Source organism: Actinosynnema sp. NPDC004786, from assembly GCF_053601135.1.
Window position 1 is genome coordinate 127499 of record NZ_JBSGBG010000012.1, and the last position, 13622, is coordinate 141120.

Below are 13622 nucleotides of genomic sequence, written 5' to 3' on the forward strand. Positions count from 1 at the left end.
ACAACGCCCTGACGTGCGGTGTGAGGCTGCTTTAACGCCTGCGCAACATTCGCGACCTTGGCACGACACGGCGCCCGGTGAGCATGGAACCGGGCGGAAGAAGGGATTGGTCCCATGACGCGAACGCTGGTGGTGGTCGGTCACGGCATGGTCGGTCACCGGCTCGTGGAGGCCCTCCGCGAGCAGGACGTGACCGGTCGGTGGCGGATCGTCGTGTTCGCCGAGGAGACCCGCCCGGCCTACGACCGGGTCGCCCTCTCGTCCTACGTGGACGGTTGGGACGCCGGGGCGCTCGCCCTCGCGCCCCACGACGACGCCGTCGAGCTGCACCTGGACGACAAGGTGGTGCACCTCGACCGGCACGCCAGGGTGGTGCGCACCGCGAGCGGCCGGGAGCAGCGCTACGACGCGCTGGTCCTGGCCACCGGCTCGGTGCCGTTCGTGCCGCCGGTGCCCGGCCGCGACCTGCCCGGCTGCCACGTCTACCGCACCATCGACGACCTGGACGGCATCCGCGCCACGGTCGAGTCCGCGCACGCCGCCGGGCGGCACGCGGGCATGGTCCTCGGCGGCGGCCTGCTCGGCCTGGAGGCGGCCAACGCGCTGCGCGGCATGGGCATCTCCCCGCACGTGGTGGAGCTGGGCCCGCGGCTGATGCCGCTCCAGGTGGACGAGGGCGGCGGCGGCCTGCTCAAGCGCCTGGTGGAGAAGCTGGACCTCACCGTGCACACCGGCACGTCCGCGTCGTCCATCGAGCAGGACGGCGAGCGGCTCATCGCCAAGCTGTCCAACGGCGTCGAGCTGGACCTGGACGTCGTGGTGTTCTCCGCGGGCATCCGGCCGCGCGACGAGCTGGCCCGCGCGGCCGGCCTCGCCGTCGGCGAGCGCGGCGGCATCGTGGTCGACAAGGCGTGCCGCACCTCCGACGAGCACGTCTACGCCATCGGCGAGTGCGCGAACCTCGACGGCACGGTGTACGGGCTGGTCGCCCCCGGCTACTCCATGGCCGAGGTGGTCGCCGACCGCCTGCTCGGCGGGGCGGCCGAGTTCCCCGGCGCGGACCTGTCCACCAAGCTCAAGCTCCTCGGCGTGGACGTCGCCTCGTTCGGCGACGCGCACGCCCGGCAGGAGGGCGCGCTGGAGGTCGTCGTCAACGACGCCGTGGCGGGCACCTACGCCAAGGTCGTGGTGTCCGACGACGCGAAGACCCTGCTCGGCGGCATCCTGGTCGGCGACGCGTCGAAGTACACCGTGCTGCGGTCGCTGGTCGGCCGGCCCGTGCCGGGCGACCCGGTGGGGCTGATCGGGCCCGAGGGCGGCGTCGAGCTGTCCATGCCGCACGACGCGCAGGTGTGCTCCTGCCACGCGGTCACCAAGCAGCGGATCGTGGACGTGGTGAACTCCGGCGAGGCCGTCGACGTGCCGGGCATCAAGGCGTGCACCAAGGCGGGCACCGGCTGCGGCTCGTGCGTGCCGATGCTGAAGAAGCTGCTGGCCGAGTGCGGCGTGGAGCAGTCCCGCGCGCTGTGCGAGCACTTCGACCACTCCCGCGCCGACCTGTTCGAGATCGTCCGCTCCACCGGCATCACCACGTTCAGCGAGCTGATCTCCCGGCACGGCCGCGGCGCGGGCTGCGACCTGTGCAAGCCCGCCGTCGCCTCGATCCTCGCGTCGCTGGACAACGGGCACGTGCTGGAGGGCGAGCAGGCCACCCTCCAGGACACCAACGACCGCTTCCTGGCGAACATGCAGCGCAACGGCACCTACTCGGTCGTGCCGCGCATCCCCGGCGGCGAGATCACGCCGGAGAAGCTCATCGTCATCGGCGAGGTCGCCCGCGACTTCGGCCTCTACACCAAGATCACCGGCGGCCAGCGGATCGACCTGTTCGGCGCGACCGTGGACCAGCTGCCGCTGATCTGGAAGCGCCTGGTCGACGCCGGGTTCGAGTCCGGCCACGCCTACGGCAAGGCGCTGCGCACGGTGAAGTCGTGCGTGGGCACCACCTGGTGCCGCTACGGCGTGCAGGACTCGGTGTCGCTGGCCATCGAGCTGGAGCTGCGCTACCGGGGCCTGCGGTCGCCGCACAAGCTCAAGTCCGCCGTGTCCGGCTGCGCCCGCGAGTGCGCCGAGGCGCGCGGCAAGGACTTCGGTGTCATCGCGACCGAGAAGGGCTGGAACCTCTACGTCGGCGGCAACGGCGGCTTCACGCCCCGCCACGCCGACCTCCTCGCGTCCGATGTGGACACCGAGACGTTGATCAAGCTGATCGACCGGTTCCTGATGTTCTACATCCGCACCGCGGACCGGTTGCAGCGCACCTCGACCTGGATCGAGTCGCTGGAGGGCGGGCTGGACCACCTGCGCGACGTCGTCGTGAACGACAGCCTCGGCATCTGCGCCGACCTGGAGGCCGCGATGGCCAAGCACGTGGACAACTACGCCGACGAGTGGCGCGGCGTGCTGGAGGACCCGGAGAAGCTGTCCCGCTTCACCTCGTTCGTCAACGCGCCCGGCACGCCCGACCCGACGATCTCGTTCCGGGAGGAGCGCGGCCAGAAGGTGCCGGTCCTGTTGGGTGTTCCGAGTGTCGGCCAGGCGGAGGTGTCCCGATGACCCCGGTGTGCGAGTTGAGCGCCCTGCGGCCCGACCAGGGCGTCGCGGCGCTGCTGCCCGACGGTTCCCAGGTGGCCGTGTTCCTCACGTCGGCCGGGACGGTGCACGCGTTGGGCAACATCGACCCGTTCAGCGGCGCGGCGGTGCTGTCGCGCGGCATCGTCGGCGACCGCGGCGGCGTGCCGGTGGTCGTGTCGCCGGTCTACAAGCAGGCGTTCGAGCTGTCGACCGGCAAGTGCCTCGACGACCCCTCGACCGGGGTGCCGGTGCACCCGGTGGTCGTGACCGACGGCGTCGTCCAGGTCGGGTCGCCGTGACCGCCGCCCCGCTGGCCGGGTACACGGTCGGGGTGACCGCCGCCCGGCGGGCCGACGAGCTCTCCGCGTTGTTGGAGCGCAAGGGCGCGACCGTGCTGCACGGCCCCGCGCTGCGGATCGTGCCGCTGCCCGACGACGCGGAGCTGCTGGCCGCGACCCGGGCCGTGGTGGAGGGACCGGTGGACGTCGCCGTGGCGACCACCGGCATCGGGTTCCGCGGCTGGGTCGAGGCGGCCGAGGGCTGGGGGCTGGCCGCGCGGCTGCTGTCGCGGCTGTCCGGGGCGAAGGTGCTGGCCAGGGGGCCGAAGGCGCGGGGCGCGGTGCGGGCCGCGGGGCTGGTGGAGGAGTGGTCGCCGGAGGGGGAGAGCAACGCCGAGCTGCTGGACCACCTGCTGCGGGCCGGGGTGGCCGGGCAGCGGATCGCGGTGCAGCTGCACGGCGACGTGCTGCCGGAGTTCACGTCGGCGCTGCGCGCGGCCGGCGCGGTGGTCGTGGAGGTCCCCGTCTACCGCTGGACCGGCCCGTCCGACCCCGCGCCGCTGGAACGGCTGCTGGAGGCCGTGCTGGCGCGCCAGGTGGACGCGTTGACGTTCACCAGTGCCCCCGCGGCGGCGTCCGTGCTGCGGGTCGCGGAGGCGATGGGCCGGCTGCCCGAGCTGACCGCCGCGCTGCGCCGGGACGTGCTGGTGGTGGGCGTCGGCGCGATCACCGCCGGGCCGCTCGTCGCCGCCGGGATCCCCGTGGTGCAGCCCGCCCGCGCCCGGATCGGCGCGCTGGCGCGCGAGCTGACCCTGCAGCTGCCCGCGCGGGCGACCCGGCTGCGCATCGGGGGCCGCGACATCGAGCTGCGCGGCCAGGCCGTCGTGGTGGACGGCGAGCTGCGGCCCGTGCCGCCCGCGCCGATGGCCGTGCTGCGCGTGCTGGCCGCCGCGCGCGGCCGGGTGGTGTCCCGCCGCGATCTGCTGGCGGCGTTGCCCAGCGGCGGCGAGGAGCACGCCGTGGAGACCGCGATCGGCCGGCTGCGGTCCGCGCTGGGCGACTCGCGCGTGGTCGCCACGGTCGTCAAGCGCGGCTACCGGCTGGCCATGGACCCCGCCGGGGTGGCCGTATGACCCTGGTCCTCGTGGCGCACGGCACCCGCGACCCCGCCGGCGCCGTCGTCGTGGAAGAGATCGCGTCCCTGGTCCGGGCGAGGCTCGGCGGTGTGCCGGTGCGGGTCGCCTACGCGGACGTGCGGCAGCCGGACGTCACGGCGGTCCTGTCGTCGGTCGCCGGCCCGGCCGTGGTCGTGCCCGCCTTCCTGGCCGCCGGGTACCACGTGCGGGTGGACATCCCGGCGCAGGTCGAGGCGTCCGGGCACCCCGACGCGGTGATCACGGACCCGATCGGCCCGGCCCTGCTGCCCGCCGTGCTGGCCCGCCTGACCGAGGCGGGGTGGACGCCGGGCGACTCGGTGGTGCTCGCGGCGGCGGGCTCGTCGGACGTCCGGGCGCTGGCCGACGTGCGCGCCGCGGCCACCGCCCTGTCCCGCCGGGTCGGCCCGGTGACGATCGGCTACGCCGCCACCGCGGAACCCCGCGTCGCCGACGTGGTGGCCGCCGCGTCGGGCCGCGTCGCCGTCGCCTCGTGGCTGCTCGCGCCGGGCCTGTTCCACCGGGTCGTGGCGGAGTCGGGGGCGGCCGTGGTGGCGGCCCCGATCGGCGCGCACCTGCGCGTCGTGGAAGCCGTCCTGCTGCGCTACTACGAGGCCCGTTGCTTCCAGGACGTGGCCTAACGGGCCGGAATTGTCGGTCCTCGCCGGTAAGATCGAAAGCAGGGGTCCCCCCGGGCGGGGACCTCTGCGTGGTGTTGGTCCTGCGCAGCGTTGCCCGTGCCGCCCGACCCGTGCCGCCCGACCCGTGGCGGACCCGCTCCGCGATCCGTCGCGGCCGGCGAGCGGGGAAGCCTCGCCCCGGCGGACGGCCCGGTCGCCCCACCCGCCCCTGTCCACCGGCCGAGGCCGGCCGTGCCGTGGTCCCGGCCTGCCGTCCGGGAGGAGAACGCCGTCCCGGCCTGCTGTCCGGGAGGAGAACGCTGCCGGGCAGGGCGGCGACCCCGGCGGAATAGTTGAGGCTTCAACCAGGTTGTCGCGGGTGAGACCGCCGAACCCGGGCGGTCACCGTCCGAGGAGGCAGCCATGCCCGCCGTCACCGCCGACACCCTCACCCTCCCGCGCCTGCCCCGACTGCCCGAGGCCACGACCGCCTGGCGCGCGGTCCGGCGCGTGGTGCGGGCGCAGCGGTTCCTCGAAGGCGAGGGCTTCCAGGTGCGCCGCCCGTTCCCGGGCGTCGAACTGGCCGACGCGGACCCGTTCCTGCTCCTGGACCACATGGGCGCGGTCGAGTACGGCCCCGGCGAGGCCAAGGGCGCGCCCTGGCACCCGCACCGCGGCTTCGAGACCGTCACCTACATGATCGACGGCGTGTTCGAGCACCGGGACTCCACCGGTGGCGGCGGCGTGATCACCAACGGCGGCACGCAGTGGATGACCGCGGGCTCCGGGGTGCTCCACTCCGAGCTGCCGTCGCAGGAGCTGGTGGCCAAGGGCGGCCTGTTCCACGGCGTGCAGCTGTGGGTCAACCTGCCGAAGGCCGCCAAGTGGACCCCGCCGCGCTACCAGGACATCAACCCCGCCGACACGGTGCTGCTGTCCAGTGACGACGGCGGCGCGCTGGTCCGCGTGATCGCGGGCGACGTGGCGGGCCACCGCGGCCCGGGCATGACCCGCACGCCGATCACCTACCTGCACGCCACGATCAGCCCGCACGCCCACCTGACCCTGCCGTGGCCGGAGGACTTCACCGCGATGGTGTACGTGCTGTCCGGTCGCGGCACGGTCGGCGCGGAGGGCCGCCCGCTCGAGGAAGGCCACCTCGCCGTCCTCGACCGCGGCGCCGCGCTCACCATGGAGGCCGACACGACGTGGGACGTCCTCGTCCTGGGCGGCCTGCCGCTGCGCGAGCCCGTCGCGCGCTACGGGCCGTTCGTGATGAACACCCGCGCCGAGATCCTGCAAGCCATCGAGGACTTCCAAGCCGGGCGACTGGGCGTGACGCACGTCCCCCACGTCACCTCGGCGGACGAGGAGCTGTCATGACCGACATCCGCGAACTGCTGCGCAAGGGGCGCATGTTCCGCGCGTCCGGCGACCCGAGCGGCGCGGCGCGGTACCTGGCCGAGGCCGCCGAGCACGCGCCGCACGACCGGACCGTGCTGACCGAGCTGGCGCTCGCGCACTTCCAGTCCGCCGCGCTGGGCAAGGCCGAGGGCGTGCTCAGGTCCCTGGTCGAGCTGGACCCGTCGGACGGCTACACGCGCCTGCTGCTCGGCCGCACGCTGGCCCGGCAGAGCCGGCACGCCGAGGCGCTGCCCCAGCTGCGCCTCGCCGCCGCCATCACCCGCGACCCGGAGGTCGAGTCCGAGGTGGCCCGCGTCGAGGCGCGGGTCACCACAACCCGGGAGGCTCCTCCGCCTTCTCCTTGACCGCGTCCTCCCAGCGGTACGTGCGCAGGTCCACCCTGCCGTCGTCGGCGAGCACGCCCTCCTCCCGCAGGAGCTGCAACTGCTCGTCGGCGATGTGGGGCGCGCACGTGCCGTTGGCGCGCAGCACCCGGTGCCACGGCAGGTCGTGCCCGTCCTGGTTGAGCACCTGCCCGACCAGGCGGGGCGACGGCGCGCGGGCGATGTCGGCGACGTCACCGTAGGTCGCGACCCGGCCGCGCGGGATCCGGCGCACGACCTCGCGGACCATCTCGTGCAACTGTTCGTCCACGGCGACAGCTTTCCATGCGCGGGCGACGCGCCGCGCGCACGCCGTCGGTGGGGTGTGGTTGCATGCTCGCCGTGGCAGGGAGCAGCGCGCCGTTGCTGGTGCGCCGGGTGCGGCAGGAGGAGCCCCGGCGCGAGTGGGACGCACCCGCCCGCGCCGTGTTCGACCACCCCGGCGGGCCGCTGCGGGTGCTCGGCGGACCCGGCACGGGCAAGACGACGCTGCTGGCCGAAGTGGTCGCGCACCGCGTGCTGCACGGTGGCGCGGACCCGGAGAACGTCCTGGTCCTCACCCCCAACCGGCGCGCGGCCGAGGCGATGCGCGCCCACATCACCCGCCTGCTGACCGGGGCCCGCGCCGACGGCGTGCTGCCGACCACGCAGGAGCCGCTGGTCCGGACCGTCCACTCGTACGCCTTCGCGGTGCTGCGCGCCCAGGCCGTGCGGGCCGGGGAACCCGCACCGCGCCTGCTGTCCGGCCCCGAGCAGGACGCGGTCGTGCGCGAGCTGCTCGCCGGCGACGTGAGCATGGGCGCGCCGAAGTGGCCGGAACGCCTGCGCCCCGCCCTCACCCTGCCGGGGTTCGCCCACGAGCTGCGCGACCTGATGCTCCGCGCCACCGAACGCGGCCTCGCCCCGGAGGACCTGACCGAGCTGGGCCGCAAGCACGCCCGCGAGGAGTGGGTCGCGGCCGGCCTGTTCGCCACCCAGTACGAGCAGGTCAACCTGCTCGCCAGCAGCGGCCAGGGGCACGCGCCGTCGTTCGACGCGGCGGAGCTGGTCGGCAGCGCGCTGCTCGCGTTCCAGACCGATCCGGACCTGCTCGCGGCCGAGCGGCGCCGGGTGCGGCACCTGCTCGTGGACGACGCCCAGCACCTCGACCCGCTGCAGCACGAGTTCATCCGCGTGCTGGGCCGGGCCGCGCACGAGTTCGTCCTGGCGGGCGACCCCGACCAGGCCGTGTTCTCGTTCCGGGGCGCGGACCCGGCGCTGCTCGCCGAGGCCGACGCCCCGGCCGTGGTGCTCACCACCGGCCACCGGATGGCCCCCGAGGTCCGGGCCGCGGTCGGCCGGCTCGCCGCCCGGCTGCCGGGCGCGTCGCCCACCCGCGAGGTCTCCCCGGTCGACGGCGCGGGCGCGGTCCAGGTCCGGCTGTTCGCGTCCGCCGCGCAGGAGGCGAGCTGGGTCGCCGACCAGCTGCGCCGCGCGCACCTGATCGACGGCGTGCCGTGGTCGGAGATGGCCGTCGTGGCCCGGTCGGCGACGCGGGCGCTGCCCGTGCTGCACCGGGCGCTGCTCGCCGCGGGCGTCCCGGTGGCCGTGCCGCGCGACGAGCTGCCGCTGGCCCGGCAACCGGCGGTGATGCCGTTCCTGGCGCTGCTGCGGTGCGCGGCCGTGCCCGGCAGCCTGGACGAGGACACCGCGGCGATGCTTCTGGCGTCCCCGCTCGGCGGCGCGGACCCGTTGGCGCTGCGGCGGTTGCGGCGCGGCCTGCGCCGGCTGGAGCTGGCCGCGGGCCGGGACCGGTCGAGCGGCGAGCTGCTGGTCGAGGTGATCGAGTCCGACGACCGGCTGGCCGCGCTGGAGGACGCCGAGGCGCAGCCCGCGCGGCGGATCGCGGGCCTGCTGCGCAAGGCGCGGCAGGGGATCGCGGACGGGCTGAGCGTCGAGCAGGTGCTGTGGGAGCTGTGGCAGGCCACCGGCCTGGAGTCGCGGTGGGTGGCGCAGTCCGCCCGGCACGGCACCGTCGGCCTGCGGGCCGACCGCGACCTCGACGCGATCGTGGCGTTGTTCGAGGCGGCGGCGAAGTACGTGGACCGGCTGCCCGGCTCGGGCGCCGAGGGCTTCGCCGACTACCTGGCCGCGCAGGAGATCGTCGGCGACACGCTGGCCGCGGCCGCGCCCACCGGCGAGGCGGTGTCCGTGCTCACCGCGCACGCCGCCGCCGGTCGTGAGTGGACGGTGGTGGCCGTGCCGGGCGTGCAGGAGGGCAGCTGGCCCGACCTGCGGCTGCGCGGGTCGCTGCTGGGCGTGGAGCGGATGGTCGACGTGGTGGCGGGCCTGTCGGCGGAGACGGTGTCCGCGGTCGCCCCGATCCTCGCCGAGGAACGGCGGCTGCTGCTGGTCGCCGCCAGCCGCGCCCGGCGGACGCTCCTGGTCAGCGCGGTGCGCGGGGAGGACGAGCAGCCGTCGCGGTTCCTGGACGAGATCGAGGAGCTGTCCACCGGCGAACCGGAGCGGCCGACGTTCACCCCCGAGCGCGGGCTCGTGCTGGCGGAGCTGGTCGGCGAGCTGCGGCGCGTGGTGTGCTCGGACGACGAACCCGCCGAACGGCGCGAGCGCGCGGCCGGGCAGCTGGCCCGGCTCGCGGCGGCGGGCGTGCCGGGGGCGCACCCCGACTCCTGGTACGGCCTGGCGGACGTCACCACGGACAGTCCGCTGTGGACGGAGGAGCACACGGTCAGCGTGTCGCCGTCCACCGTGGAGACGTTGGCCAAGTGCCCGCTGCGCTGGGTCGTCGAGCGGCACGGCGGGCAGGACCCGGCGGAGCTGGCGTCGATCACCGGCACGCTCGTGCACGCGCTGGCGCAGGCCGCCGCGACCGGGGCGGACGAGCAGGAGCTGCGGGCCAGGCTGGACGAGGCGTGGGCCGCGGTGGACGCGGGCGCGCCCTGGTTCTCCCGGCGCGAGCGGATCCGGGTCGAGCGCATGCTCGACACGTTCCTCACGTGGCTCGCGTCCAGCCGCTCCCAGCTCACCCAGGTCGCGGTCGAAGAGGAGATCTCCGTGGAGGTCCCCCGCCCGGACGGCGGGCCGAAGCTGCGGGTCCGCGGCCGCGTCGACCGGCTGGAGACCGACCGCGACGGCCGGCCCGTCGTGGTGGACGTCAAGACCGGCAAGACCCCGGTGAGCAGGAACGACGCGCAGGAGCACCCCCAGCTCGCCGTCTACCAGCTCGCCTCGGCGCTCGGCGGGTTCACGCACCTCGGCCTCGGCACCGACCCCGGCGGCGCGCGGCTGCTGTACGTGGCCAAGGAGGACAGGAAGACCGGCGCGGTGGAGCGCGAGCAGGCCCCGCTGGACGAGCAGGGCGTGCGGGTGTGGCTGGAGGCGGTGCAGCTCGCCGCCGGGTCCAGCGTCGGGCCGCAGTACCGGGCCGCGGAGAACGCCGACTGCGACCGCTGCCCGGCCCGCACCACCTGCCCGGTGCACTCCTCCGGCCGCCAGGTCAGCCAATAGGGGCGGTCTGACCAGCCACTTCGCCGCCGCCCTGCGGGTCGCCGAAGCGGGCGGGGGCCGACCACGGAGAATGCCCGATGTGGTCCTGCCGAGCGGAGTCGAACGTGCGGGCGAGCCGGTCGCGCTCGCCGGCCCGTTCGAGGTCGCCGAGGCGCTCGGCCTGCCCAAGCCGACCCCCGAGCAGGCCGCCGTCGTCGCCGCGCCCACCGCGCCCGCCCTCGTCGTCGCGGGCGCGGGCGCGGGCAAGACGGAGACCATGGCCGCCCGCGTCGTGTACCTGGTCGCCAACGGCTTCGTCACGCCCGACCGCGTCCTCGGCCTGACGTTCACCCGCAAGGCCGCCCGCCAGCTGTCCGACCGGGTGCGGCTGCGGCTGCGCCGGCTCGCCGGGTCGCCCCTGCTGGACCGGCTGGACCCGAGCGGCGAGCGGCGGGCCGCGGTGCTGACCACCGAGCCGGTGATCCTCACCTACCACGCCTACGCGGGCCGGCTGGTCGGCGAGCACGGCCTGCGGCTGCCCGTGGAGCCGGGCGTGCGGCTGCTCACCGAGACCGCCGCGTGGCAGCTCGCGCACCGCGTGGTGTCCACCTGGACGCAGGACCTCGACACCGACAAGGTGCCCGCCACCGTGACCGGCTACCTGCTCGCGCTGGCCGGGGAGCTGGGGGAGCACCTGGTCGAGCCGGACGCCTTGCGGGAGCACGCCGAGCGGCTGTGCGCGCTGATCGAGAACGCGCCCAGGACGGCCCGCCAGCGCGACGGCCTGCCGGAGTCGCTGAAGGCCGTGGTGAACGCCCAACGGCTGCGCGTCCACCTGCTGCCGCTGCTGGAGGCGTACCAGGCGCGCAAGCGGCGTGAGGCGGCGATGGACTTCGCCGACCAGATGTCGCTGGCCGCCCGGCTCGCGTCCGAGCACCCGGAGGTCGTGCGCGGCGAGCGCGAGCGGTACGGGGCGGTGCTGCTGGACGAGTACCAGGACACCGGCCACGCGCAGCGCGTGCTGCTGCGGTCGTTGTTCGGCCGGGGCGAGCCCATGGCGGTCACGTCGGTGGGCGACCCGGCGCAGGCGATCTACGGCTGGCGCGGCGCGTCCGCGGCGAACCTGCCCCGGTTCGTGCAGGACTTCCCGCCCGCGAAGAAGTACGGCCTGCTCACCAGCTTCCGCAACCCGCCGGAGGTGCTGGCGCTGGCCAACGCCGTGTCGGCGCCGCTGCGCGCCACGGGCCTGGACGTGGACGAGCTGCGCGCCCGGGACGGGGCCGGTCCCGGCGACGTGCGCGTGGCGTTGTTCGGCGACGTGCGGCAGGAGCTGGACTGGGTGGCCGACACCGTCGCCGCGCAGTGGGAGCAGCACCTGGACACCAGCGACGAGCCGCCGACCGCCGCGGTGCTGGTGCGCCGGCGCGCGGACATGGCCAACATCGCGGCGGCGCTGCGGGAACGCGGCCTGCCGGTCGAGGTCGTCGGCCTGGGCGGGCTGCTGGACGAGCCGGAGGTCCGCGACCTGACCAGCGCCCTGCGGGTGCTGGTCGACCCGCTGGCGGGCACCGCCGCCGCCCGGCTGCTCACCGGCTCGCGGTGGCGCGTCGCCGCCTACGACCTGGCCGCGCTGTGGGCGCGGGCCCGCGACCTGGCGGGCGCGCCGAGCCGGCAGGCCGTGGCGGACGACCCGCTGGCCGTGATCGCCGACGCCCTGCCCGGCGAGCACGCCGAACAGGCCGGCCTCGCGGACGCGCTGGACGACCCCGGCGACCCGACCGCGTACTCGGCGGAGGGCTACCGGCGGATCCGGCGGCTGGGTGCGGAGCTGTCGGCGCTGCGCCGCCGACTGGACCAGCCGCTGCCCGACCTGGTCGCCGACGTCGAGCGCACCCTGCTGCTGGACATCGAGGCGATGGCCCGGCCGGGCGGCGTGGGCCGGGCGCACCTGGACGCGTTCGCCGACGTGGTCAACGACTTCGCCGCGGCCAGCCCGTCGGCCACCCTGCCCGCGCTGCTCGACTACCTGCACACCGCCGAGCAGGCCGAGGACGGGCTGGAACCCGGCGAGGTCGAGGTGGCGGAGAACCGGGTCCAGGTGCTGACCATGCACTCCGCGAAGGGCCTGGAGTGGCACATCGTCGCCGTGCCGCACGTGGTCAAGGACGTGTTCCCGGGGCGGAAGAAGTCGTCGAGCTGGCTGCGCTCGGTCGCCGAGCTGCCCGCCGAGCTGCGCGGCGACGCGGCGGACCTGCCGAAGCTGCGCGTCGCGCCCGACGCCAACCGCAAGGAGGTGGAGGAGGCGCTGGTCCGGCACGAGGAGGAGTTCGACGAGCGCCGGCTGGTGGAGGAGCGGCGGCTGCTGTACGTGGCGCTGACCAGGTCCGAGCACAGCCTGCTGGTGTCGGGGCACTGGTGGGGCGAGACGGGCGACAAGCCGAAGGGCCCGTCCGCGTTCCTGACCGAGATCCGCGAGGCCGTGGCGGCCGCCGACCACCCGCCCGCCGACATCGCGCACTGGGCACCCCGACCGGCCGAGGACGAGCCGAACCCCCTGGCGTCGCAGACGAAGACGGCCCAGTGGCCCACCGACCCGCTGGGCAAGCGGCGCGCCGCCGTCGCCGAGGGCGCCGAGCTGGTCCTGGCCGCGCTGGCCCGCACCCCCGACACGCGCGAGTCGAACCCCCGGGTCCCGGGTGTCGAACCTCCAGGCCCCCCGAATTCCACGGTCGGGCACCCCGCGCCGGAGGATCTCGACCCGCCTCCGGACCCGGCGTTCGAGGATGTGGAACCGCCTCCGGACCCCGCCTCCGACGACCTCGAACCGCCCCCGGACCCGGCGTTCGAGGATCTCGAACCCCCTGCGGACCCCGGGGTTGGCGACCTCGAACCGCCGGCGTTCGGCGACCTCGACGCACCCCCCGATCCGGAGACCGACGACCCGGACCCGGACGGCTGGGTCGAGACCGACGACCCGGACCCGGAGGGCTGGGCGCGCGACGTGGACGTGCTCCTCGCCGAACGCGCCGCCGCGGCCGACCGCCGGGAACGCGTCGTGCTGCCCGACCACCTGTCGGTGAGCCAGCTGGTCGAGCTGGCCGCCGACCCGGACCTCCTCGCCCGCCGGCTGCGCCGCCCGCTGCCGTTCCCCCCGAACCCGCTGGCCCGGCGCGGCACGGCGTTCCACACCTGGCTGGAGCAGCGGTTCGGCGCGAGCCGCCTGTTCGACCTGGACGAGCTGCCCGGCGCGGCCGACGAGGGCGCGGCCCCCGACGCCGACCTCGCCCGCCTCCAGGAGGCGTTCCTGGCGAGCCGCTGGGCCGACCGCGTGCCGCACGACGTCGAGGTGCCGTTCGAGGCGGAGGTCGACGGCCTGTCCGTGCGCGGCCGGATGGACGCCGTGTTCGCCGACGACGACGGCGGCTGGACCGTGGTCGACTGGAAGACCGGGGCCGTGCCGGACGAGGACCGGCTCCCCGCGCTGTCGGTGCAGCTCGCCGCCTACCGGCTGGCGTGGGCGTCGCTGACCGGGACCCCGGTCGAGAAGGTGCGGGCGGCGTTCCACTACGTGCGGCAGGACCACACGCTGCGCCCCGCGGACCTGCTCGACGCCGACGGCCTGCGCGAGCTGATCCGCTCGATCCCGAGCTAGCCCGATCCCGA

Annotated in this window: 9 protein-coding genes; 8 read left to right on the top strand and 1 reads right to left on the bottom strand. The window is 75.5% G+C overall.

Going from position 1 to position 13622, the window contains the following annotated elements; genetic code table 11:
- Nucleotides 1–114: 114 nt before the first annotated feature.
- From nirB to ACWEFJ_RS13385, 6 genes are all read left to right on the top strand, one after another.
- Nucleotides 115–2616 carry a nitrite reductase large subunit NirB gene (gene nirB, locus ACWEFJ_RS13360; RefSeq protein WP_378084474.1) on the top strand — a complete coding sequence of 834 codons (2502 nt, stop codon included), beginning with the start codon at nucleotides 115–117 and terminating at the stop codon, nucleotides 2614–2616.
- Nucleotides 2613–2933, top strand: coding sequence for a nitrite reductase small subunit NirD (gene nirD / locus ACWEFJ_RS13365; RefSeq protein ID WP_378084475.1), 321 nt, complete (start codon nucleotides 2613–2615; stop codon nucleotides 2931–2933). The genes nirB and nirD overlap by 4 nt, the downstream gene beginning before the upstream one ends.
- A complete protein-coding gene (locus ACWEFJ_RS13370; RefSeq protein WP_378084476.1) occupies nucleotides 2930–4045 on the top strand; it encodes a uroporphyrinogen-III synthase in 1116 nt (371 codons plus the stop codon). The genes nirD and ACWEFJ_RS13370 overlap by 4 nt, the downstream gene beginning before the upstream one ends.
- A complete protein-coding gene (locus ACWEFJ_RS13375) occupies nucleotides 4042–4707 on the top strand; it encodes a sirohydrochlorin chelatase (protein WP_378084477.1) in 666 nt (221 codons plus the stop codon). Before ACWEFJ_RS13370 ends, ACWEFJ_RS13375 begins: the two co-directional genes overlap by 4 nt.
- Before the next feature lie 402 nt (nucleotides 4708–5109).
- The gene (locus ACWEFJ_RS13380) at nucleotides 5110–6069 is read left to right on the top strand and encodes a pirin family protein (protein WP_378084478.1); all 960 of its coding nucleotides are present in this window, start codon (nucleotides 5110–5112) and stop codon (nucleotides 6067–6069) included.
- Nucleotides 6066–6455, top strand: a complete 390-nt coding sequence (locus ACWEFJ_RS13385) for a tetratricopeptide repeat protein (RefSeq protein ID WP_449713892.1) — start codon at nucleotides 6066–6068, stop codon at nucleotides 6453–6455. Before ACWEFJ_RS13380 ends, ACWEFJ_RS13385 begins: the two co-directional genes overlap by 4 nt.
- Here the strand turns inward: ACWEFJ_RS13385 and ACWEFJ_RS13390 are convergent.
- Nucleotides 6418–6744: an MGMT family protein gene (locus ACWEFJ_RS13390; RefSeq protein ID WP_378084480.1), complete on the bottom strand. Its 327-nt coding sequence runs from the start codon at nucleotides 6742–6744 to the stop codon at nucleotides 6418–6420. The two genes, ACWEFJ_RS13385 and ACWEFJ_RS13390, sit on opposite strands and share 38 nt — an antisense overlap.
- Nucleotides 6745–6806: 62 nt before the next feature.
- Here ACWEFJ_RS13390 and ACWEFJ_RS13395 point away from each other — a divergent pair, with 62 nt between their 5' ends.
- Nucleotides 6807–9980: an ATP-dependent helicase gene (locus ACWEFJ_RS13395; RefSeq protein ID WP_449713893.1), complete on the top strand. Its 3174-nt coding sequence runs from the start codon at nucleotides 6807–6809 to the stop codon at nucleotides 9978–9980.
- A 70-nt stretch (nucleotides 9981–10050) separates the two neighbouring features.
- A complete protein-coding gene (locus tag ACWEFJ_RS13400; RefSeq protein ID WP_449713894.1) occupies nucleotides 10051–13611 on the top strand; it encodes a UvrD-helicase domain-containing protein in 3561 nt (1186 codons plus the stop codon).
- The last annotated feature ends 11 nt before the right edge of the window (nucleotides 13612–13622 follow it).

Coding starts and splice junctions, on each gene's coding strand:
- nirB (WP_378084474.1), top strand. CDS start 115: ATGACGCGAACGCTGGTGGTGGTCGGTCACGGCATGGTCGGTCACCGG.
- nirD (WP_378084475.1), top strand. CDS start 2,613: ATGACCCCGGTGTGCGAGTTGAGCGCCCTGCGGCCCGACCAGGGCGTC.
- ACWEFJ_RS13375 (WP_378084477.1), top strand. CDS start 4,042: ATGACCCTGGTCCTCGTGGCGCACGGCACCCGCGACCCCGCCGGCGCC.
- ACWEFJ_RS13380 (WP_378084478.1), top strand. CDS start 5,110: ATGCCCGCCGTCACCGCCGACACCCTCACCCTCCCGCGCCTGCCCCGA.
- ACWEFJ_RS13385 (WP_449713892.1), top strand. CDS start 6,066: ATGACCGACATCCGCGAACTGCTGCGCAAGGGGCGCATGTTCCGCGCG.
- ACWEFJ_RS13395 (WP_449713893.1), top strand. CDS start 6,807: ATGCTCGCCGTGGCAGGGAGCAGCGCGCCGTTGCTGGTGCGCCGGGTG.
- ACWEFJ_RS13400 (WP_449713894.1), top strand. CDS start 10,051: ATGCCCGATGTGGTCCTGCCGAGCGGAGTCGAACGTGCGGGCGAGCCG.